Source organism: Nocardia sp. NPDC060259 (assembly GCF_042728775.1).
GTDB lineage: Bacteria > Actinomycetota > Actinomycetes > Mycobacteriales > Mycobacteriaceae > Nocardia.
This window is the reverse complement of the sequence record NZ_JBHXAY010000054.1, coordinates 1-20,971: the sequence shown is the minus strand read 5'-3', so window position 1 is coordinate 20,971 and position 20,971 is coordinate 1. Positions and strand designations below refer to the sequence as shown.

Here is a 20,971-nt window from a genome sequence, read left to right as displayed (position 1 = left end):
ATAGGCTGGCGGAGTGCCGAACCTGCTGATCATTCATCACACTCCGTCGCCGTTCATGCAGGAGATGTTCGAGGCGGTCGTCTCCGGCGCGACCGACCCCGAGATCGAGGGCGTTGACGTTGTCCGGCGGCCCGCGCTGTCGGTTTCTCCGACGGATGTCCTGGCGGCGGACGGCTACATTCTCGGCACCCCGGCCAACCTCGGATACATGAGCGGCGCCCTCAAAGTCGCCTTCGACAACATCTACTACCCGTGCCTCGACTCGACGCGCGGCCGCCCGTTCGGCGTCTACATCCATGCGAATCAGGGTGCCGAGGGAGCCCAGCGGGCCATCACGTCGATCACGACCGGCCTCGGCTGGGTGAAGGCGGCCGACGATGTGGTGGTGTCGGGCAAGCCGCCCAAGGCCGATATCGAAGCGTGCTGGGAGTTGGGCGCGACTGTCGCGGCCCAGCTGATGGGCTGAGCGGACGGCGGGAACCCGCCTGATTCCAGGACTCGGCAAGGTGGCGATCACCGGCGAACTTCGGCGTTGCAGCTGCGTGGAGCGATCGCTTCGGTGCGAAGATGTGTGGTGTGCGGATCCCTGGCTCGATCCCCGTCAGCGCTCGTCCGGCGCGCTGTGTGCGCCGCGAGTGGACAGTCTGTCTCGCCGTGGCGTCGACCGTGATGATGGCGGCCTGCGGCACCTCGAGTTCGCCGCCGGACACCGCACAGCCTGCGACGATCCCGACGACAGCGGCCCACGCGCCGGCGAAACTGGAGCCGCGTGACTGCCCGGATTCGTCGGAGCTGACGGACGCGCAGTGCTGGACCATGGAGGTGCCGGCGAATCGCACCACCGGCCAGGGCACCGTCCGGTTGCCGGTGGTGAGAATTCCGGCGGAAATTCAGCCCGCGGAGCCGGATCCGATCGTGTTTCTGACCGGCGGGCCGGGTAATGATGCGATCCTGGACCCGCCGATTCCGAATGGTGTCGGGCGAAATCGCGATCTGATCCTGATGTCGGCTCGCGGCACGCTCTCGGCGGAACCGGCGCTGACGTGCCCGGAAATCGATGAGTTCTACGCCGAACGAGTGGGTCTGGTGTTCGGCTCGCTCAGCACCGGCAGCAAGAATTCGGCGGCGGCCGAGGCGTGCTACGACCGGCTTTCAGGTAGCACGGACTTGGCGTCGTTCAACACGATGGAAATGGCCTCCGATCTGGCGGAGTTGCGGGCAGCGCTGGAGATAGACCAGTGGAATATCTATTCCCATTCCTACGGCACCGACCTCGCGCTGGTCTTCATGCGCCAGGACCCGCAGGGAATCCGGTCGGTGGTCCTGGACGGTGTGACGCCGCCGTCGGTCGCCGCCCTCGGGTGGACCTGGGCCAGTGCGCGGGAAGCCTTCGACAACATGACCGCGGCGTGTGATGCACAACCGCCGTGCGAAGCTGCCTACCCCGACCTCGCAGACACATTCGTCGACATGGTGAACAAGCTCGAGTCCGAGCCGATCACGACCACCGTCGACGTCCACGGGAAGAACACCACCGTGGTCCTCGACGGTGGCACGCTGCTGAACTGGTTCGTCCCGATGGCCACCCACTTTCCCGCGGAGTTTCCCGCAGCGATCTACGAGTTGGCCGAGGGCAAGCCGGAACGGATCGCGCAGATCTGGGCCATGGTCTGGACGGATCCCGCCAAGGTCGGGAAGTTCGGCTGGGGCCTGGCATTGAGTGTGTGGTGTAGCGAATGGGTGCCGTTCGAGACCCGCGAGGACGAACTCCGGATGGCAGCGGAAGCCTTCCCCGATTTTCCCGATTCGGTGCGCGAGCAGGCGCCGCAATTGCCGTTCCTTCGCGAAGTGTGTGCGGTGTGGCGGGTGCCGAAAGCCCCCGACGCCATTCGCGACGTGACGAAAAGCGATATCCCGACATTGGTGCTGTCCGGTAGCTACGACGGCCAGACCGGGGCGCGATGGGGACACTATGTCGCGGCGGACCTTTCGCGTTCCACGGAGGTGACCGTGCCCGGCGTCGCACACGGCATCTACGTCGATCCCTGCGCGGCCCAGATCGCGGTCTCGTTCTACGAGAATCCGCTCGAGCCCGACACCGGCTGCGTCAGCTCGACGCAACCACCCACGTACGCCGTCAACCCCCCGCCGCCGTGACCCGGTTCGGTCCCGGACCGGCCGCCACCGCGGTGTCTCGACGGTCGGTGCTCGGTGGTGCCGTCGGTGGCGCGGCGCTGCTCGCGCTGTCGTCCTGTTCGTCGACGCCCTCGCCCGCCCCGGGGACGAGCACCGGGGACTCCGCGTTCGGCGAACTCGATGCCAAAATCGAGGCGGGCATGCGGTCCTACGGGATTCCGGGTGTCGCCGTCGGAGTCCTGGCAGGCGGACAGGAATACATCAGAGGGTATGGCCTCACCAATGTCGACCACCCGGTGCCGGTCGATGCCGACACGGTGTTCCGGATCGGTTCCACCACAAAGACATTCACCGGCACCGCCATGATGCGGTTGATCGACGAGGGCACGGTGGAGCTGGACGCGCCGGTGCGCCGCTACCTGCCGGACTTCGCGGTCGCCGATCCGGCGGTAGGCGCCGAGGTCACCGTGCGACAGCTGCTGAACCACACCTCCGGCTGGCTGGGCGACGACCTGCAGGACTTCGGACGCGGCGACGACGCGCTGGCTCGCTATGTGTCCTCGATGACCCGCCTGCCGCAGCTGACGCCGCCGGGCAGCGTTTTCGCCTACAACAACGCCGGACTGGTGGTCGCGGGGCGGATCGTCGAGGTCGTCACCGGATCGACGTACGAGGCGGCGGTGCGGAATCTGCTGCTCGACCCCCTGGAGTTGAGCCGTACCCGGTTCTTCTCCGACCAGATCATCGGCTTGAACATCGCCGCCTCCCACACCGTGGTCGACGGCAAACCGGTGGTGGACACGGGTTTCTGGGAGTTCCCGCGCAGCTGCAACCCCACCGGATCGTTGATCTCGAGCGTCCGGGATCAGATGCGCTACGCGCGTTTTCACCTCGGCGACGGCACCGCACCCGACGGCACCCGCCTCATGAGCAGGCAGGCGCTCGAGGCCATGCGCTCCAACCCGGGTGCCGGTGGGACGCTGCAGGTCGAGCTCACCGGCATGGGCGTGGCCTGGATGCTGCGCCCTTCTGCCGAGAACGAGACGATCGTTCAGCACGGCGGGACCTGGTCGGGCCAACGCTCCGGATTCTTCCTGGTGCCCAGCCGCGGCTTCGCCATGACCGCGCTCACCAACTCTGAGGGCGGCGCGCAACTTCTCACCGACCTGTTCGCCGACGATTGGGCACTGCGGCGTTTCGCCGGGGTCGGCAACCTGCCCGCGACGCCGCAGCTCCTCGGCGCGGGCGAGCTCGCACCCTACGAAGGGCGCTACGCGACCCAGCAGATCGTCGAAACGGGCAGCCTCGAGTCGATCGCGATCGACTTCGTCGCCAGGGACGGCCGCCTGCACGGCACCATGAGCGACGGGGCAGACCCCAGCACGAACCCCGACGAGGACGCCGGCGCGCAACTCGGCCTCGCGTTCTACAAGACCGACTACGGTCTCGACCTCGGGCCGGACGGCACACCGATCGGCACCCGATCCGACTTCGTTCGCGGCGACGACGGGAATATCGCCTGGTTCCGCAGTCACGGACGCCTGTATCGACGGCAATGACCGCGGCGGCCCCGAATTCTGGTGGGCTGACACGCGGGCCCCCGATGCGGTAGAACTCGACACCGACGGGTCGCGGGCTGGCCGCGGATGGGTGTTCGAGGATGGGGAGTGGTCGGTGAGTGAGTTGCAGCAGACTCCGGCGGTGCGGCGGATCGGACTGGTCGAGGACCACGAGTCCGTGGCGATCGGGCTGGCGGCCATGCTCGGGCCCGAACCCGACCTGGATCTCGTCGCGACCGCCGACACCGTTTCCGGGCTGCTCGCCACCGACGCCGCCCTGGACCTGGTGGTGCTCGACCTGCGCCTGCCCGACGGCTCGACACCCGAGGACAATGTCACCGCGCTGCGCGAACGCGGCATCGAGGTGCTGGTGTTCACCGGCGCCGACAACGCGTTCCTGGTCCGCTCGGCCGCCAAGGCCGGTGTGCTCGGGGTGCTGCGGAAGTCCGAGAGTGTGGCGACGGTGGTCGAGGCGGTCCGCCGGGCCGCCTCCGGGGAACAGGTCGTCACCACCGACTGGGCCGCCGCGATCGACGGCGACCCGCAGCTCTCCGACGTCGGGCTCAGCCCGCGCCAGGAGGAAGTGCTCATGCTGTACGCCTCGGGGGAGAAGGCGTCGCGGGTGGCCAGGCTGACCGGGCTGTCCGAACAGACCGTCAACGACTACCTGGGCCGCATCCGGCAGAAATACGCCGACGCGGGCCGTCCGGCCCCCACCAAGACCGATCTGTACAAACGGGCCGTCGAGGACGGGTGGCTGCCCGTGCCGGAACGGCAGCAGCGCACGTGACCACCACCGCGGCCCGCGCGCACGCGCCGGTGCCCGCCGCGGTGGACACCGAGCTCTCGCGGGCGGCGACCGATCAGATCCTGCGCAGGCTCGGGGTCGTGATCGGCGTCGGCGCGATGATCGTGATGACTCTCGAGCTGCCCGCGGTCCTGATCCAGCCGCTCAACCGGTCGGTGTGGCCCGAAGTGCATCTGGTGGCGGCGTACCTGTTGTTCGCGCCGCTGGCGATCGTGTCGGCGCGCGGGGCGGTCACCGCGATCCGCCGGGTCGCCGGGGCGGCCGCGATCTGCTATCTCGTCGCGACGGTGACGACCCCGCTGGTGTACTCGGTGGTGACGATCGGTTCGTTCGCGTCCTGGCCCTATCGCGGGCTTGTACTCGGGGTGATGGCGGGTGGACTCGCCTGGTCGGGCCGGGTGGCGGCGGGTTTCGCCGCGGTGCTGGCCGTGGCGACCAGTGCCTCCAATGCCGCTGTCGTTCCCGACAGTTCGGCGTGGGCGCTGTTCGGTGACATCACCAGGGCGCTCGGGGTCGCCGCGCTGTTCCTGTGGTGCGTGGTCTACGCGCGGACCGCCGCCGAACGCGTCGACCGGGAAGCGGTCCGGCAGCGTTCGCGGGCGGCGACGGTCGCGGCGACCGCGGCCCGCGAGCGCGAGGGCGCCCGGTTCGCCGCGCTGATCCACGACGCGGTCCTGTCGACGCTGCTGGAGGCCTCCCGCGAGCAGGAACCCTCCCAGGTGCTGCGCAAGCAGGCCGCGCGCACGCTCGAACAGCTCGAACAGGCCCGCAGCGCACCCGAACTCGACCATCTCGACGCGGCCGCCGCCGTGGAGTTCGTGCGCGCCGCCGTGCGCGAGGTCGACCCCGAGCTGCCGGTCCAGGCCTCGCGGCGCGGCGCGGATCTGTGCCTGCCGCTCGAAGCCGCGCAGGTGCTCGGCGCCGCGCTCAGCGAAGCCGTGCGCAACAGCGTGCGCCATGCCGGGGTCGCGGGCAGGCAGGTGCGGCGCGAGGTCGCCATCACCATCGCCACCGGCGGCATCCGGGTGGTGCTCACCGACGACGGCGCCGGCTTCGACCCGGCCCGGGTACCGGCCGACCGGATGGGGATCGCGGGCAGCATTCTCGGCAGGATGCGCACCCTGGCCGGTGGCGCGGCCTTCGTGGAGTCGGCCCCGGGCGCGGGCACCGCGGTCACCCTGGTGTGGGGTAGTCATGGCTGAGCGGGATCTGCCGTTCGGCGTCCGCGACCTGGTCGGCCTCAGCGACGGCATGGCCTGGCTGTTCGTGGTGATCTTCGAGGCCACCATCATCATGTACCTGCGGGTGAACTTCGACATCGTGCCGCCGGTACCGGCCGCCGCGGCCCTCGTGCTGATGGCCGTCGCCGCGCTGGTGGTGCTGGTCTTCCCGGTGGACCCACTGCCGTGGCCCGCCACCGCCTACGTCGCCTGCGCCGGTCCCGCCGCGATGGCGCTGACCGTGCCGTGGGTCGAGAACCCCACCGGCTTCTCGCATCAGCTGTGGACCGCCTACCCGACTTCGTACCTGCTGGCCATGCTGGTGTTGCGCGGGCGGATCCTGCCTGCCTGGCTCGGTGTCGCCGCGGCCGCGACGGTGCTCGTCACCATGGGCGTGTTCACCACCTGGCACCCGGAGACCGTGGTGCGGGCCCTGACTCCGGTGGCCACCGTCGGCGTGGTGACGGTGTTCATGGCGATCGTGCGGCCCACCCAGCGCTCGCTGCGGGAACTGCGCGACCAGGCCAACCGGCGCGCGGCGACCGAGGCGGCACTGACCGCGGCCACCGCCGAACGCGACCGGCAGCTGACCAGGCTCGACCAGGTCGCCGGGCCGATCCTCGCGCGCATCGCCGAGGGCGCCCAGCTCACCGGCGACGAACGCGAACAGTGCAGGCTGCTCGAAGCCGAACTGCGCGACGGACTGCGCGCCCCGGAACTGGTGACCGAACGGCTCAGCGCCGCCGCGCGCGGCGCCCGATCCCGCGGTGTCGAGGTGACCCTGCTCGACGACGGCGGTTTCCGCGGCGTCCCGACCTGGGTGCGCCACAACGTGATCGACGCCGCCGTCGGCGAACTCGACACCGCCGAGGCGGGCACCGTCACCGTGCGTGTGCTGCCGATCGGGCGGCGCTGGGTGGCGACCGTGCTGGCCGCGGCGCCGACCGGGGACCGGCGCACCGAGATCGACACCGCGGGGGTGGTCCGGGTCTCCACCTGAGCCAGGGAAACCTGTCGTACCCCTGTGTCAGGCTGAGGAGATGCAGCGGATGAATGCGGCGACGGCCCGGCGGATCGCGCTGGCCGCGCAGGGTTTCGGTAAACGCCGACCGGCCAAGCCGAATCGACGGGCCGTCCTCGATGTCGTCGCCAGAACCCGTCTGCTGCAACTGGATTCGGTGTCGGCGGTGGTGCGGGCGCACTACGCGCCGGTGTTCAGCCGGATCGGCCCCTACGATCGCAGCCTGCTCGAGGGCGCGGCGTGGAGCGACAGCCCACGGGCCCGCCGCGGCCTGGTCGAGTACTGGGCGCACGAGGCCGCGCTCATCCCGGTCGCGGACTGGCCGCTGATGCGCTGGCGGATGGCCGAATACCAGAACGGGCGCTGGTCGGGCATGCGCAAGGTCGTCGAGCGGAACCCGACCCTGGGCAAGGACATCCTCGATGTCGTCACCGAGGTCGGCGCCGCGAGCGCGGGCGAGATCGAACGTCATCTGGAACTGGACAAGCCGCGCCCCAAAGGCACCTGGTGGAACCTCAGCGACACCAAGATGATCTGTGAGCAGCTCTTCGCCGCGGGGGAGCTGTCCATCGCGCGCCGGTCCGGTTTCACCCGTCTCTACGACCTCACCGAACGTGTCGTCCCGGCCGACGTCCGCGATCGCGACATCACCGAGGACGACGCCGTGCGCGAGCTGCTGCGCCGCTCCAGCCGGGCGCTGGGCATCGGCACCGAGACCGACCTGCGCGACTACTACCGCCTGAACCGCCGCCAGACCGCGCCCGCGATCGCCGACCTCGTCGACGCGGGTGAACTGATTCCGGTCGACGTCGACGGCTGGGACACACCGGCCTACCTGCACCCCGAGGCGAGCACGCCGCGCAAGATCACCGGCGCCGCCCTGCTGTGCCCGTTCGATCCGCTGATCTTCTTCCGGCCGCGCACCCAGCGGATCTTCGACTTCCACTACCGCATCGAGATCTACACGCCCGAACCCAAACGGGTGCACGGCTATTACGTCTTCCCGTTCCTGCTCGACGGCCGCCTGGTAGGCCGCGTCGACCTGCGCGCCGAGCGTGGCAGCGGCAGGCTGCTCGCACCCGGCGCGTTCGCCGAACCCGGCTACGCGACCGCCGAGACCGCGGACGCACTGCGTGGCGCGCTGCGGGAGATGGCGGACTGGCTCGAACTCGACGACGTCGTCGTCGGCGAGCGCGGCGACCTCGCTCCGCTGCTGTGAGCGGGTTTGGTTACCAGCCCTTCGGGCCCTGGCCGCGCATCTGATCACGCAGCGCGCCGGTGACCGCGCCGGAGAGCCAGGAGTTGAGCGACTGCCCGTTCTGCGCCGCCGCCTCCTCGGCCTTGGACTTGAGCTGTTCGACAAGGCGCAGGGTGACCCGGCTGATGTCGCCGGTCATCTCCTCGAAGGTCGGCGGTTCCTCGGAGCCCGACGGCGTGTTCTTGCGCACGTCGGCCACCGCGTCGGTGCCGTCGAGGCGGACGTGCACGGTGCGGTCGCCGAGCTCGGTGCTGATCTCGGCGGCCAGTTCCGACAGCGCCGAGAGCAGCACGAGCCGGCTCGAACTCTCCACCGCCGCGGCCAGGGCAGCGGCGGTGGCCTGCGTTTTCTCGTCGCCGAGAGCAGCGGCGGCGATCAGTTCCTCGCGCAGCCGCGCGGTATGAGCGTTCAGATCCATGACATCATTGTGCTGTCACTGGTGACATCACGCAAGGGTGGCGATGATGTCACCATCGGAGCAGGCAGGCGGCGAAAAACACCCACCGGCAGCCGGATCGGGCGCTAGGGTGTCGAGGCTCAACTGGGGACCGGGTAGCCTTTCTGACCATGACGAACGGTGAATCGACGCCAACGGAGCTGCACGCGTCCGGCACGGTGGGTGTCGCGATGGTGACCCCCTTCAGCGCTGCGGGCAAGGTCGACATCGATGCCGGTGTAGCCCTGGCGGCGCGCCTGGTCGACCGCGGCGTCGATCTGCTGGCCATCTCGGGCACCACCGGTGAGTCGCCGACCACCACCGAATCGGAGAAGTCCGACCTGCTGCGCGCCGTCGTCGACGCCGTGGGCGAGCGCGCCACCGTGATCGCCGGCGCGGGCACCTACGACACCGCGCATTCGCTCGAGCTGGCGCGCGCCGCCGAGAACGCCGGCGCGCACGGCCTGCTTGTCGTGACCCCGTACTACTCGCGGCCCACGCAGGAGGGCCTGATCGCGCACTTCACCGCGGTCGCCGACGCCACCTCGCTGCCGGTGACCCTCTACGACATTCCACCGCGGTCGGTGGTGCCCATCGCCATCGACACGATCCGCCGGCTCGCCGATCACCCGAACATCGTCGCGGTGAAGGACGCCAAGGGCGATCTGGTCTCCGGCGCCGATCTCATCGCGACCACCGGCCTGGCCTTCTACTCCGGTGACGACGGGCTCAACCTGCCCTGGCTCTCGGTCGGCGCCACCGGATTCATCAGCGTGATCGGTCATCTCGTGCCCGAACGCCTGCGCGAGATCCACCAGGCCTACACCGCCGGTGACGTGGTCCGGGCACGGGAGATCAACGCGACACTGTTGCCGCTGTTCGCGGCCATGACCCGCCTGGGAGGTGTGGCGATGTGCAAGGGAGCTCTTCGATTGCTCGGTGTCGAGGTGGGTGAACCTCGGTTGCCGCAGCTGATGCCCACGCAGGCGCAGCTCGACGCGCTGGCGCTGGATCTGCAGGCCGCGGGGGTGTCGGCATGACCGAACCGGCCGCTCGCAAGCCCCGTCGCCGTTCCGCCAGCCGCGCCGCAGGCGCGCCCGAACCCACTCCGGTCGCGCCGCCGCAGGCCGCCCCGAAGCAGCCAGAGCCGGTCGCGACGCCGGTCGCCGAGATCGTCGCCGAGGCGAACCTGGTCGGCGAGGCCGAGGTGGGCACCGACCTGATCAGCGTCGCCGAGGAACAGGTCACCGTGCCGAAGAAGGCCGGTTCGCGCCGCGCCAAGAGCAAGCCCGCCGCCGAGCAGGCGCCGCCGCAGCAGGCCCGCGGTGGTGGCCGTGGCCGCCAGGGCGGTGGCCGCGGTCGTGGCGCCGCACCGGCCGCCGAACCCCGGGAGAAGGCGGCTCAGGACAAGCTCGGCGCTCCGCCGAAGCTGCCGAAGAACGGCCTGCGCGTGTTCGCGCTCGGCGGCATCGGTGAAATCGGCCGCAACATGACCGTTTTCGAGTACAACGGCAAGCTGCTGATCGTCGACTGCGGTGTGCTGTTCCCCGAGGACCAGCAGCCCGGCGTCGACCTGATCCTGCCCGACTTCCGGCCCATCGAGGACCGGATGGACGACATCGTCGCCATCGTGCTCACCCACGGCCACGAGGACCACATCGGCGCGGTGCCGTTCCTGCTGCGCAACCGCCCCGACATCCCCGTGATCGGCGCCAAGTTCACCCTCGCGCTGGTCGCCGCCAAGTGCCGCGAGCACCGGCTGCAGCCCAAACTCATGGAGGTCGCCGAGGGCGAGACCACCGTGCACGGCCCGTTCGAGTGCGAGTACTTCGCGGTCAACCACTCGATCCCCGACGCCATCGCGGTCGCCATCCGCACCCCGGCGGGCGTGGTGCTGCACACCGGTGACATCAAGCTCGACCAGCTGCCGCTCGACGGCCGCCTCACCGACCTGGCCGGCTTCTCCCGCCTCGGCGACGAGGGCGTCGACCTGTTCCTGGTCGACTCCACCAATGCCGAGGTCCCCGGCTTCGTCACCCCCGAGCGCGAGATCGGCGGTGTGCTCGACAACGTCATCGGCAAGGCGCGCAACCGCGTCATCGTCGCCTCCTTCGCCAGTCACGTGCACCGCATCCAGCAGGTCGTCGACGTGGCGCAGAAGTACAACCGCAAGATCTGCTTCGTCGGCCGCTCGATGGTGCGCAACATGCAGATCGCACAGGACCTGGGCTACCTGACGGTGCCCGACAACGTCGTCGTCGACCTGGACGCGGCCGCGAACCTGCCCGGCAACCGCCTGGTGCTGATCTCCACCGGCTCCCAGGGCGAGCCGCTCTCGGCGCTGGCACGGATGGCCCGCGGCGACCACCGCCAGATCAACATCCGCGCCGACGATCTGATCGTGCTGGCCTCCTCGCTGATCCCCGGCAACGAGAACTCGGTGTTCGCGGTGGTCAACGGGCTGGCCCGGCTCGGCGCGACGGTCATCACCCAGCAGAACGCGAAGGTGCACGTCTCCGGCCACGCCTCCGCGGGTGAGCTGCTGTACCTGTACAACGCGGTCCGCCCGACCAATGCCATGCCCGTGCACGGCGAATGGCGGCACCTGCGCGCCAACGCCGCGCTCGCGGTGGCGACCGGCGTGCCCGAGGAACGGGTCGTGCTGGCCGAGGACGGCGTGGTGGTCGACCTGGTCGACGGCATCGCCTCCATCGTCGGCCGGGTGCCGGTCGGGCACGTCTACGTCGACGGCCTCTCGGTCGGTGACGTCGGCGAGTCGACCCTGTCGGACCGCCTGGTCCTCGGCGAGGGCGGCTTCATCTCGATCACCGTCGTCATCGACGCGACCACCGGCAAGGCGGTCAGCACCGAGATCAACGGACGCGGCTTCTCCGACGATCCGGCCGCGCTCAGCGGCGCGAACGAACTGGTCGAGGCCGAGCTGCTGCGGCTGGCCGGTGAGGGCATCACCGACACCCACCGCATCGCCCAGGGCGTGCGGCGCGTGGTCGGCCGCTGGGTCGCCGACACCTACCGCCGTCGCCCGATGATCGTGCCGACGGTCATCGGCGTCTGATCCACGCGAAACACGAAACCGCCGGGTGACAGTGTCGCCCGGCGGTTTTCGTTTCTCTCGCGTCAGGCCTGGCAGGCCGCGGAGTCGAGCTTGGCGGACTTCACGATGTTGCAGGTGAACACGTGCGACACGCGCCAGCCGCCCTCGGAGGCCACGAATTCCACGGTCGCGCCCTGGACCGGCGTGCCGTCGATGGTGACGTCGGCGGGCGCCTTCACCTTGCCGTCGGCGGGCGTGCCGACGCTGGTGATCTTGGCCTTGACGTTGTTCTTCTTCGCCGCCTCGACGAACTTGTCGACCAGGTTCGGGTCGCGCTCGGCGTCCTCGATGAAGGTCGCCTTCTCCTCGGCGGTCAGCTGACCCGCCATGGCCTTGTCCAGGCGGGCGTTGAGCTCGTCGACCGTCGGCGCGGGCAGCACCGGCACGGCGGTGGTCATCGGCGCGTCACCCTCCTGGGTGCCCTCCACCTTCTTGCCGTCCTCGAACGCGGCGCCCGCGGTGGTCGAGGTCGCCCCCGCGGAGGTCTCGCTGTCGCTGCTGCTGCACGCGGTCAAGCCGAGCGCGGCGGCGGCCGCCGTCACGGCGACCGCCGTCTTGAACATGCGGTTGTTCACTGATCTCCCCAATTGAGATATGGCGCCGGAGTGACATTTCCGGCGGGTGGTGCGACTCAGAGCTCGTAGCCCGAGGTGCAGTTCCAGTTGATGATGGTGGCAGCGCCGCGGTTGGCGTTGATCGCGTTGCGCTTGGCCGCCCGCAGCGAGGACGCCGAGGCCCAGCTGTAGGAGCGGCTCGACTCGGCGAGCGCGCCACACCCGTTGCGCCACGACATCTTCACGTCGCAGCCCGCACCGCCGCCGCTGCGCTGGCAACCCGCCATGGCGGCCGACTCGGCCTCGGCGTAACTGTCGTAGTTGGCGGTGATGCTGGACGCGCCGTTACGCGAGAGCGCGAGCGCGCCGTAGTTGCTGGCCTGCGCCTGGGCCGGCGCGATGTGGCCGCCCAGCAGCGCGCCGATGGTCGCGGTCATGACCACCGCGCCGGTGAAAACTCTTTTCACTTGATTCCCCTCGTATTCCTGGCCACAACCTGGTGGACCGGGTGACAACGTACCGACCGTTGCGTCCTCCGCGCCACCTGCGGCGCCCGGATTCGAGCTGATCACAAGGGATCTGAAAGGTTTTGCTCAGGTCGCGCGGGCGTCGGAACACCGCGAAACGCGGTCGCGGGCGAGATTTCCCCGCCCTGACCGGGGCCCCGCGACCTGCGCATCCGGGTGAGATCACGGTCGCAACCGGGGTGGGACCAGTGTTGCGGATGGTCCGGGCGGTGCTCGAGCGGCTAGCCTGATGGTCATGGCAGGTAAGTCCCGCAGCACCACGACCTCTCGGGCGCGGGCGGGATCGAGCAGGGGGCAGACGCCGTCGGCGCGATCTCGTTCGACGACTCCGCGAGCGTCGGCGGCGCCACGCGGGCGCACCGCACCCGCGCGCAGGCCGGTCAGGAGCGCGTCGAACACCGCGCCGCTGGCGGTGATCGGGCGCGGCGTCGGCACCGGCTGGACCATGCTGGCCCGCGGCGTCGGCGCCACCACCCGCACGCTGAGCCGGGCAGGCGAGATCGAGCACGGGCACCGGCGCGACGGAATCGGTTTGGCGCTCATCGCGGTCAGCGCGATCATCGCCGCCGCCATGTGGATGTCGGCAGGCGGTCCGGTCGGGCGATTCCTCGAAGACGTCGTGCGCGCGATCGCGGGAACGGCGGGCGGGCTGGCTCCGCTGCTGTTCATCGCGCTCGCCGTGTTGCTCATGCGCACCGAGCCGCAGCCGGAGATCCGGCCGCGGCTGGTGCTGGGCGGTCTGCTCGTCGTGCTGCCCGCCCTCGGCGTGTGGCATCTGGCCGCCGGGTCGCCCACCGACGCCCACGGACGTTCACGGGCGGCGGGCGCTCTCGGCTACGCCATCGGCGGTCCGCTCGGGCAGGGTCTCACGCCGTGGCTGGCGTTGCCGATCCTGCTGCTGGCCATGGTGTTCGGCGTGCTGCTGCTGACCGGGACCACGGTGCGCGAGGTGCCATCGGCCCTGCGCGAGTACTTCGGCCTCGGCGAACACGCCGGCGACGACGACCCGTACGACCCGGCCAACTACGACGCCGACGGATTCCCGGTGCACCGCAACCGCACCCGCCGCCGTGGCCAGAGTCCCGACGACAACTACCCGCCCGACGAGTTCGGCGGCTCCGACGCGCTCACCGAGTCCCTCGGCGAACCGCCGCTGCGCGATGCCAAGCCGATCGTCGACGAACCGCCCGCACCCGCACCGAAACCGGCGCGGAAACGCCCGCCGGCCAAGGTCGTCGACCAGACCCCGCCCGCACCGTCGGAGCCGGAGTTCGTCACCGATCGCGTCGTCGACGGCGACTACACGCTGCCCCCGCTGACCCTGCTGCTCGACGGCGATCCGCCCAAGAAGCGTTCGGCCGCCAACGAATCGATGATCGAGGCGATCACCGAGGTGCTGGTGCAGTTCAAGATCGACGCCGCGGTCACCGGTTTCGTGCGCGGCCCGACCGTCACCCGCTACGAGGTGGAACTGGGCCCCGGCGTCAAGGTCGAGAAAATCACCGCGCTGGCCCGCAACCTGGCCTACGCGGTCGCCACCGAGAACGTGCGCCTGCTCGCGCCGATCCCCGGCAAGTCGGCGGTCGGTATCGAGGTGCCCAACGCCGACCGCGAATTGGTGCGCCTGGCCGACGTGCTCAAGTCCCCGCACACCCGCAACGACCATCATCCGCTGGTGATCGGCCTCGGCAAGAACATCGAGGGCGAGTTCGTCTCGGCGAACCTGGCCAAGATGCCGCACCTGCTGGTGGCCGGCTCCACCGGTTCCGGTAAGTCCAGCTTCGTCAACTCGATGCTGATCTCGTTGCTGCACCGAGCCACGCCGGAGGAGGTCAGGATGATCCTGATCGACCCGAAGATGGTGGAGCTCACGCCGTATGAAGGCATTCCGCACCTGATCACGCCCATCATCACCCAGCCGAAGAAGGCCGCCGCCGCGCTGGCCTGGCTGGTCGAGGAGATGGAACAGCGCTATCAGGACATGCAGGCCAACAAGGTCCGCCACATCGACGACTTCAACAAGAAGGTGAAATCGGGCCAGATCACCGCGCCGCTGGGCAGCGAGCGCGTCTACCGGCCCTACCCCTACATCCTGGCCATCGTCGACGAGCTCGCCGACCTGATGATGACCGCGCCGCGTGACGTCGAGGACGCCATCGTGCGGATCACCCAGAAGGCGCGTGCGGCGGGCATCCACCTGGTGCTGGCCACCCAGCGCCCGTCGGTGGACGTGGTCACCGGCCTGATCAAGACCAATGTGCCCTCGCGCCTTGCCTTCGCGACCTCCTCGCTCACCGACTCCCGCGTCATCCTGGACCAGCCGGGCGCGGAGAAGCTGATCGGCATGGGCGACGGGTTGTTCCTGCCGATGGGTGCGGGCAAGCCGACCCGTCTGCAGGGCGCGTTCATCTCCGACGAGGAGATCCACGCGGTCGTCGAGTTCAGCAAGACGCAGGCCGAACCGGAATACCAGGAAGGCGTCACCGCCGCCAAGGCCGGTGAGGTCAAGGACGTCGACCCCGACATCGGCGACGACATGGACGTCCTGCTGCAGGCCGTGGAACTCGTGGTCACCTCGCAATTCGGCTCCACTTCCATGCTGCAACGCAAGCTGCGCGTCGGCTTCGCCAAGGCGGGCCGGTTGATGGACCTGATGGAGACCCGCGGCGTCGTCGGGCCCAGCGAGGGGTCCAAGGCGCGCGATGTGCTGATCAAGCCCGACGAGCTCGACGGGCTGCTGTGGTCGATCCGTGGCGGCGACCCCGGTGGCGCCGAGGACGAATAGGTCGGTGCGCGTTGCTGGTTTGCTCTGACCGTGCCGGGAGCAGACGGCGACGAACGAGGAGGGACCGGAGGCGCGGTGGCGTACGGGTGTGGGGGAGAGTGCCTGGATCAGGCCGGTGTGAAGCCGGTCAGCAGGCGCTGCGCACGCACGAAAGGCGTTGCGGCAGCCCGGCACCCAGGGGTAGCCGGTGCATATCGACACGGCGTTCGTACTGCGCGGTGGATCCGTTCACGGCTAGCTCCTCTCGGGGTGCGGGTCTTGTGACGATGCGTCGACGGTAGCAGCGGGGGATGCGCCGCGAAACGGATTTATCCGACGCGCCGACCTGGCCAGGTGCAGGTCAGGCCGCGTGTGTGTGAAATCATGGCGGGCAATCGTTCCGCAAAGCCGACTGAAACGGACATTTCGGGCATGATGGACCGCATGAACTTCATCGATCGGACCACCACATGCAGGTGACCACGCTCGAGTGGGTGATCACCGGTCTGGTGATCCTCGGCTTGTTCGTCTTCGACTTCTTCGCCCATGTGCGGACACCGCACGAACCGACGTTCAAGGAATCCGGCTTCTGGTCGGCCGTCTACATCAGCCTGGCGCTGCTGTTCGGCCTGTTCGTCGCCTGGAAATGGGGCGGCACCTACGCGGGGGAGTACTACGCGGGCTTCGTCACCGAGAAGGCGCTCTCGGTCGACAACCTGTTCATCTTCCTGATCATCATGAGCACCTTCGCCGTGCCGCGGATCTACCAGCAGAAGGTGCTGCTGATCGGCATCGTGCTCGCGCTGGTGATGCGCGGTGCGTTCATCGCCGTCGGCGCGGCCGCGATCAGCGCGTTCAGCTGGGTGTTCTACCTGTTCGGCGCGTTCCTGATCTACACCGCGATCAACCTGCTGCGCGAGAGCGGGCACGAGGTCGAGCACGAGCAGCAACGCGACAGCAGGATCGTCGCGCTGGCCAAACGAATCCTGCCGACCACCGACCAGTACGACGGCGACAAACTCATCACCCGGATCGACGGCAAACGCGTGGTGACACCGCTGCTGCTGGCGCTGCTGGCCATCGGCTTCGCCGACCTGCTCTTCGCCCTCGACTCGATTCCGGCCATCTACGGCCTCACCGAGCAGCCCTACCTGGTGTTCACCGCCAACGCCTTCGCGCTGATGGGCCTGCGCCAGCTGTACTTCCTCATCGGCGGCCTGCTCGACCGCCTGGTGTACCTGTCCTACGGCCTGGCCGCCATCCTGGCGTTCATCGGCATCAAGCTGGTCCTGCACGCCCTGCACGAGAACACGCTGCCGTTCATCAACGGCGGTGAGCACGTGAGCGTGCCGGAGATCTCCACCCCGGCGTCGCTGAGCGTGATCATCGGCATTCTGATCGTCGCCACGGTGGCGAGCCTGCTGAAGACCCGCAACACCACCTCCTCCTGAACGCGCACTGCCCGGAACCACCATGGTTCCGGGCAGTGCCGTGTCAGCGGCCGGTCACTCGGCGAAGGCGCCCATCACCGGCAGCCATTCGACGACGCGCACGGCCTCGATCAGGCCCAGCTTCGCGAACGGGTCGTCGTCGAGCAGCGTGGTCAGCGACGGCGCGTTCTCGGCGCGGAAGATCAGCAGCGCGCCCGTACCGTCCGGATACGGCCCGCTGGTGAGCAGCGTGGCAGTGCTCGACAGCGGTGTCCCCGAGGGGCCTGCGTGGTCACGCTTCGCTACCGCCTCCGGCCCCGCCGGGGACACCGCGGTGTCGACGAGCGCGTTGAGCCAGCCGCGGTGTTCGGGGCGGTTGGTCGCCCGGTCGGCCGCGGTGGCTTCGGTGTAGGTGTAGTGGACGGCGAAGATCGGCACGGTCGATCACTTTCTCGCGGTGGACTTGCGGAAATTCAGAGAGTCAGCAGCATGCGGGTGTTGCCGAGGGTGTTCGGCTTGACGTAGCTGAGGTCGAGGAATTCGGCGACGCCGGTGTCGTAGGACCGGCACATCTCGGCGTACACCTCGGCGGTGACCGGTGTGCCGTCGATCTCGACGAAACCGTGCCTGCCGAAGAAGTCCACCTCGAAGGTCAGCACGAACAGGCGCTGCAACTGCAGCTCGCGCGCGACCGCGACCAGCCGCTCGACGACGGCGCCACCGACACCGCGGCCCTTCACCACCGGATCGACGGCGACCGTGCGCACCTCACCCAGATCGGCCCACAGCACGTGCAGCGCACCGCAGCCGACGACCTGGCCGTCGAGTTCGGCGACCCAGAATTCCTGGACGGACTCGTACAGGGTGACCAGGTTCTTCTCCAGCAGGATGCGGCCCGCGTACTCGTCGACCAGGCGCTTGATCTCGGGGACGTCGGAGGTTCGGGCTCGTCGGACGACCACGCCGGAAACAGGCGCCGCGGAGGGCGCGACGGGATGCGCGTCGCTGGTCGAACCACCCAGTGGTCCCCGTGAGGTCATGGGGTGCACAGTAGTCGGCCCGCTTACCGATAGTCTGAACGTGTGCCGCACATCCTGTCGTTCCGCTCACCGCATCGCGCCGGGCTCGACGACCGGCTCGGACGGCACTACCCGCGCGAGCAAACCGCGGGCGAAACAGGTGGATTTCGGCGCAGTGCCGGTGAGTGCCGAGAGGGCAGGGCATGAGAGGTCAGCGCCTGGAGGCGGTAGCTCGCGTAACCACGGAAGGCGCCCGATCATGCCGAGGCGACGCGGCATGAGAGGTCAGCGCGCGGAGGAGGCAGCCTGCGTAACCACGGAGAGCGCCCGAGCAGGCCGGATGGACGCAGCATGAGCGTGCGACCCGAAGAGATCGACCGCAGGTGGACGGCGGCAACGCCGCCGCGGGCGATGCCCGACCGCGCCGACGCGCAGGTTCCCCTGCTCAACATCGCGAACGTGCTGACCGTCGCGCGCATCGTGCTGGTGCCGTTGTTCGTGCTGGCGCTGTTCGCCGACGGCGGGCACGACACGCGCTGGCGGGTCATCGCCGCCGCGGTGTTCGGGCTGGCCGCGATCACCGACCGCTTCGACGGGCAACTGGCCCGCAAATATGGTCTGGTCACCGATTTCGGCAAGATGGCCGACCCCATCGCGGACAAGGCGCTGATTGGATCGGCGCTGATCGGGCTGTCGATCCTTGGTGATCTGCCCTGGTGGATCACCGTGGTCATCGTCGGACGTGAGATCGGCATCACACTGCTGCGGCTGGTGGTGGTCCGGCGCGGCGTGATCCCGGCCGGCCGCGGCGGCAAGCTCAAGACGCTGGTCCAGTCCATCGCCATCGCGCTGCTGCTGTTGCCGCTGTCGGGCGCCTTCGCGACCGCGGGCATGGTGTTGATGTACGCGGCCGTGGCGCTGACCGTGATCACCGGCCTGGACTACGTCGGCCAGGCGGCCCGGGTGTGGCTGGCAGGGGGACGCGGACGCGGCGAGTCCCGCTCGTGAGCGATCCGCTCGTCGACGGCGCGCCGGTCACCGAACTGGTCGAGGCGCTGACCGCGGCCGGTCAGACCGTCGCCACCGCCGAATCGCTGACCGCGGGTCTGCTGGCCGCGACGGTGGCAGGCGTACCGGGCGCCAGCGCGGTGCTGCGCGGCGGCCTGATCGTGTATGCCACGGACCTGAAAAACCGGCTGGCCTGCGTCGACGACGACATCCTCCGGGTCGACGGGCCGGTCGCCGCGTCGACCGCCGAGCAGCTCGCGGTGGGCGCCAGGGAACGCTGTGGCGCCGACTGGGGTGTCGGCCTGACCGGAGTCGCCGGACCCGATTCCCAGGACGGGCACCCGGTCGGGACGGTATACCTCGGATTGGCCGGTCCGAGTCACAGCGAAGTGGTCCGGTTGAAACTGGACGGCGACCGGTGGACGATCAGAATCGGTGCGGTGCACAGCGCGGTGCGGGAGTTGCTGCGCTGTGTGACGACGAACTGACCGCGTCCGGGAACCACCGGCCCCTGCTCGACGTTGTGCCAGAAAGAGGTGAGCACCGCTACGGCGGTGACACGAGGTGGAGGAGAACGAGATGACGCTGCTGCGGGAGGCAATCGGGGACAGTCTGCGGCGTGCGCGTCTCGCCCAGCATCGAACGCTGCGCGAGGTGTCGACCTCGGCGCGCGTGAGCCTCGGCTATCTGTCGGAAGTGGAGCGCGGCCGCAAGGAAGCCTCCAGTGAACTGCTCGCCGCCATCTGCGAGGCACTGGACGTGCCGCTGTCGCGGGTGCTGTGGGACGTGAGCACCATCATGGCGGGCGCGGACGGTTCGGCGCCGCGCGAGCCCGCGCTGACCGGTCCCGCCGCCGAGCGCGAGGCCGTCGCGGCCGAGCCCGCCGCGGAACCGGCCGCCGCGCCCGAGTCGGCCGCCGCGAGCATGTCGGCCGACCAGGGCCCCCGGATCGGCATCGCCGAGGACACTCGCATCGTCATCCCGGCGCCGAGGGCCGAGATGCTGGTACTGGTGAAGGGAATGTGACGCGGCGAACCACGTGCCGGACGCGCGAGACGCTGCACACCGCTGGTGAGAACGGATAGATTCTCATCAGGCGTCGATGGGGCCGGTCTCACCGGCTCGGGTGCCGCATGGTGAAGGATAAGCACATATCTGGTGCGTGACGGTCGCGCACCACCAGTCGCACGAGCGACGCACAGATGGAGGCGGGATCAATCGATGGCTAATCCGTTCGTGAAGGCCTGGAAGTACATGATGGCCCTCTTCGACTCCAAGATCGAAGAGCATGCGGATCCGAAGGTCCAGATTCAGCAGGCTATCGAGGAGGCGCAGCGTCAGCATCAGGCGCTGTCGCAGCAGGCGGCGTCGGTGATCGGCAACCAGCGTCAGCTGGAGATGAAGCTGAACCGCCAGCTCGACGAGGTCGAGAAGCTCAACGCCAATGCCCGTCAGGCCGTCACGCTGGCCGATCAGGCGGCCGCTGCGGGCGACACCGAGAAGGCGATCCAGTACACCAACGCCGCCGAGGCGTTCGCCGCCCAGCTGGTCACCGCCGAGCAGTCGGTGGAAGACCTCAAGGTGCTGCACGACCAGTCCCTGCAGGCCGCCGCACAGGCCAAGAAGGCGGTCGAGCAGAACGCGATGATGTTGCAGCAGAAGGTGGCCGAGCGCACCAAGCTGCTCAGCCAGCTCGAGCAGGCCAAGATGCAGGAGCAGGTCTCGGCCTCGCTGCAGCAGATGGACTCCACCCTGTCCGCACCCGGTTCCACCCCCAGCCTCGACGCGGTGCGCGACAAGATCGAGCGGCGCTACGCCAATGCGCTCGGTGCCGCCGAGCTGGCCCAGAACACGGTGCAGGGTCGCATGATGGAGGTCCAGCAGGCCAGCATCCAGATGGCCGGGCACAGCAAGCTCGAGCAGATCCGCGCCTCGATGCGTGGTGACGCACTGCCCACCGGCAACAACGCGCAGGCGATCGACCCGGCCAAGCAGCAGCCCGCCCAGGCACCGCAGATCAACAAGGGCCAGACCGCACAGCAGTGATATCGCCAGCGCTGGCGCGCTCGAGTCGCGGCTCCTCCTGTCCCGGCGATCAGGCACCGTTGCTTGCTCC

General features: G+C 69.2%; 20 protein-coding genes. 15 read left to right on the top strand and 5 right to left on the bottom strand.

Annotation, left to right across the window (positions count from 1 at the left end):
• Positions 1 to 13 precede the first annotated feature (13 nt).
• The 7 genes from ACFWF2_RS20065 (at position 14) to ACFWF2_RS20035 (ending at position 7,963) form a co-directional block, all read left to right on the top strand.
• Positions 14 to 466, top strand: a complete 453-nt coding sequence (locus ACFWF2_RS20065; protein ID WP_379308942.1) for a flavodoxin family protein — start codon at positions 14 to 16, stop codon at positions 464 to 466.
• A 188-nt stretch (positions 467 to 654) separates the two neighbouring features.
• Positions 655 to 2,157, top strand: a complete 1,503-nt coding sequence (locus tag ACFWF2_RS20060; RefSeq protein ID WP_379308941.1) for an alpha/beta hydrolase — start codon at positions 655 to 657, stop codon at positions 2,155 to 2,157.
• A gap of 86 nt (positions 2,158 to 2,243) precedes the next feature.
• A complete protein-coding gene (locus ACFWF2_RS20055; RefSeq protein ID WP_379308949.1) occupies positions 2,244 to 3,695 on the top strand; it encodes a serine hydrolase domain-containing protein in 1,452 nt (483 codons plus the stop codon).
• A gap of 115 nt (positions 3,696 to 3,810) precedes the next feature.
• Positions 3,811 to 4,485, top strand: coding sequence for a response regulator (locus tag ACFWF2_RS20050; RefSeq protein ID WP_379308940.1), 675 nt, complete (start codon positions 3,811 to 3,813; stop codon positions 4,483 to 4,485).
• Positions 4,482 to 5,705: a sensor histidine kinase gene (locus ACFWF2_RS20045; protein WP_379308939.1), complete on the top strand. Its 1,224-nt coding sequence runs from the start codon at positions 4,482 to 4,484 to the stop codon at positions 5,703 to 5,705. Before ACFWF2_RS20050 ends, ACFWF2_RS20045 begins: the two co-directional genes overlap by 4 nt.
• Positions 5,698 to 6,723 carry a hypothetical protein gene (locus ACFWF2_RS20040; RefSeq protein ID WP_379308938.1) on the top strand — a complete coding sequence of 342 codons (1,026 nt, stop codon included), beginning with the start codon at positions 5,698 to 5,700 and terminating at the stop codon, positions 6,721 to 6,723. The genes ACFWF2_RS20045 and ACFWF2_RS20040 overlap by 8 nt, the downstream gene beginning before the upstream one ends.
• A gap of 40 nt (positions 6,724 to 6,763) precedes the next feature.
• Complete coding sequence (locus ACFWF2_RS20035) at positions 6,764 to 7,963, top strand: winged helix-turn-helix domain-containing protein (protein ID WP_379308937.1); 1,200 nt, start codon at positions 6,764 to 6,766, stop codon at positions 7,961 to 7,963.
• A gap of 10 nt (positions 7,964 to 7,973) precedes the next feature.
• Here ACFWF2_RS20035 and ACFWF2_RS20030 read toward each other — a convergent pair whose 3' ends face one another.
• The gene (locus tag ACFWF2_RS20030) at positions 7,974 to 8,420 is read right to left on the bottom strand and encodes a hypothetical protein (RefSeq protein WP_379308936.1); all 447 of its coding nucleotides are present in this window, start codon (positions 8,418 to 8,420) and stop codon (positions 7,974 to 7,976) included.
• A 149-nt stretch (positions 8,421 to 8,569) separates the two neighbouring features.
• Between ACFWF2_RS20030 and dapA the strand changes: the two genes are divergently transcribed.
• Both dapA and ACFWF2_RS20020 read left to right on the top strand, forming a co-directional pair.
• Positions 8,570 to 9,478, top strand: a complete 909-nt coding sequence (gene dapA / locus ACFWF2_RS20025) for a 4-hydroxy-tetrahydrodipicolinate synthase (RefSeq protein WP_379308935.1) — start codon at positions 8,570 to 8,572, stop codon at positions 9,476 to 9,478.
• Complete coding sequence (locus tag ACFWF2_RS20020) at positions 9,475 to 11,514, top strand: RNase J family beta-CASP ribonuclease (protein ID WP_379308934.1); 2,040 nt, start codon at positions 9,475 to 9,477, stop codon at positions 11,512 to 11,514. The genes dapA and ACFWF2_RS20020 overlap by 4 nt, the downstream gene beginning before the upstream one ends.
• A gap of 62 nt (positions 11,515 to 11,576) precedes the next feature.
• Here ACFWF2_RS20020 and ACFWF2_RS20015 read toward each other — a convergent pair whose 3' ends face one another.
• On the bottom strand, positions 11,577 to 12,128 hold the full coding sequence (locus ACFWF2_RS20015; RefSeq protein ID WP_379308933.1) for a hypothetical protein: 552 nt from the start codon (positions 12,126 to 12,128) through the stop codon (positions 11,577 to 11,579).
• A gap of 56 nt (positions 12,129 to 12,184) precedes the next feature.
• Positions 12,185 to 12,574, bottom strand: coding sequence for a DUF4189 domain-containing protein (locus ACFWF2_RS20010; protein WP_379308932.1), 390 nt, complete (start codon positions 12,572 to 12,574; stop codon positions 12,185 to 12,187).
• 295 nt (positions 12,575 to 12,869) lie between these two features.
• On the opposite strand from ACFWF2_RS20010, the gene ACFWF2_RS20005 reads away from it, so the two are divergent.
• Together ACFWF2_RS20005 and ACFWF2_RS20000 are read left to right on the top strand one after the other, a co-directional pair.
• Positions 12,870 to 15,419 (top strand): DNA translocase FtsK, encoded by a 2,550-nt coding sequence (locus ACFWF2_RS20005; RefSeq protein ID WP_379308931.1) that lies wholly within the window; start codon positions 12,870 to 12,872, stop codon positions 15,417 to 15,419.
• Between the two features lie 449 nt (positions 15,420 to 15,868).
• A complete protein-coding gene (locus ACFWF2_RS20000; RefSeq protein ID WP_379308930.1) occupies positions 15,869 to 16,849 on the top strand; it encodes a TerC family protein in 981 nt (326 codons plus the stop codon).
• A 54-nt stretch (positions 16,850 to 16,903) separates the two neighbouring features.
• Here ACFWF2_RS20000 and ACFWF2_RS19995 read toward each other — a convergent pair whose 3' ends face one another.
• On the bottom strand, positions 16,904 to 17,266 hold the full coding sequence (locus ACFWF2_RS19995; protein WP_379308929.1) for a YciI family protein: 363 nt from the start codon (positions 17,264 to 17,266) through the stop codon (positions 16,904 to 16,906).
• Positions 17,267 to 17,301: 35 nt separating this feature from the next.
• Positions 17,302 to 17,868, bottom strand: coding sequence for an amino-acid N-acetyltransferase (locus tag ACFWF2_RS19990; RefSeq protein ID WP_189024153.1), 567 nt, complete (start codon positions 17,866 to 17,868; stop codon positions 17,302 to 17,304).
• A 330-nt stretch (positions 17,869 to 18,198) separates the two neighbouring features.
• Between ACFWF2_RS19990 and pgsA the strand changes: the two genes are divergently transcribed.
• From pgsA to ACFWF2_RS19970, 4 genes are all read left to right on the top strand, one after another.
• A complete protein-coding gene (pgsA, locus tag ACFWF2_RS19985; RefSeq protein WP_379308928.1) occupies positions 18,199 to 18,855 on the top strand; it encodes a CDP-diacylglycerol--glycerol-3-phosphate 3-phosphatidyltransferase in 657 nt (218 codons plus the stop codon).
• A complete protein-coding gene (locus tag ACFWF2_RS19980; RefSeq protein WP_379308927.1) occupies positions 18,852 to 19,343 on the top strand; it encodes a CinA family protein in 492 nt (163 codons plus the stop codon). Before pgsA ends, ACFWF2_RS19980 begins: the two co-directional genes overlap by 4 nt.
• A 91-nt stretch (positions 19,344 to 19,434) precedes the next feature.
• Positions 19,435 to 19,881 carry a helix-turn-helix domain-containing protein gene (locus tag ACFWF2_RS19975; RefSeq protein ID WP_379308926.1) on the top strand — a complete coding sequence of 149 codons (447 nt, stop codon included), beginning with the start codon at positions 19,435 to 19,437 and terminating at the stop codon, positions 19,879 to 19,881.
• Positions 19,882 to 20,076: 195 nt separating this feature from the next.
• Positions 20,077 to 20,901, top strand: coding sequence for a PspA/IM30 family protein (locus tag ACFWF2_RS19970; protein WP_189024145.1), 825 nt, complete (start codon positions 20,077 to 20,079; stop codon positions 20,899 to 20,901).
• Positions 20,902 to 20,971: the final 70 nt, after the last annotated feature.

What these genes read in the sequence shown, in the direction of transcription:
- ACFWF2_RS20040 (WP_379308938.1), top strand. Translation starts at nt 5,698, where the DNA reads ATGGCTGAGCGGGATCTGCCGTTCGGCGTCCGCGACCTGGTCGGCCTC.
- ACFWF2_RS20035 (WP_379308937.1), top strand. Translation starts at nt 6,764, where the DNA reads ATGCAGCGGATGAATGCGGCGACGGCCCGGCGGATCGCGCTGGCCGCG.
- ACFWF2_RS20030 (WP_379308936.1), bottom strand. Translation starts at nt 8,420, where the DNA reads ATGGATCTGAACGCTCATACCGCGCGGCTGCGCGAGGAACTGATCGCC.
- dapA (WP_379308935.1), top strand. Translation starts at nt 8,570, where the DNA reads ATGACGAACGGTGAATCGACGCCAACGGAGCTGCACGCGTCCGGCACG.
- ACFWF2_RS20020 (WP_379308934.1), top strand. Translation starts at nt 9,475, where the DNA reads ATGACCGAACCGGCCGCTCGCAAGCCCCGTCGCCGTTCCGCCAGCCGC.
- ACFWF2_RS20005 (WP_379308931.1), top strand. Translation starts at nt 12,870, where the DNA reads ATGGCAGGTAAGTCCCGCAGCACCACGACCTCTCGGGCGCGGGCGGGA.
- ACFWF2_RS20000 (WP_379308930.1), top strand. Translation starts at nt 15,869, where the DNA reads ATGCAGGTGACCACGCTCGAGTGGGTGATCACCGGTCTGGTGATCCTC.
- ACFWF2_RS19990 (WP_189024153.1), bottom strand. Translation starts at nt 17,868, where the DNA reads ATGACCTCACGGGGACCACTGGGTGGTTCGACCAGCGACGCGCATCCC.
- pgsA (WP_379308928.1), top strand. Translation starts at nt 18,199, where the DNA reads ATGAGCGTGCGACCCGAAGAGATCGACCGCAGGTGGACGGCGGCAACG.
- ACFWF2_RS19975 (WP_379308926.1), top strand. Translation starts at nt 19,435, where the DNA reads ATGACGCTGCTGCGGGAGGCAATCGGGGACAGTCTGCGGCGTGCGCGT.
- ACFWF2_RS19970 (WP_189024145.1), top strand. Translation starts at nt 20,077, where the DNA reads ATGGCTAATCCGTTCGTGAAGGCCTGGAAGTACATGATGGCCCTCTTC.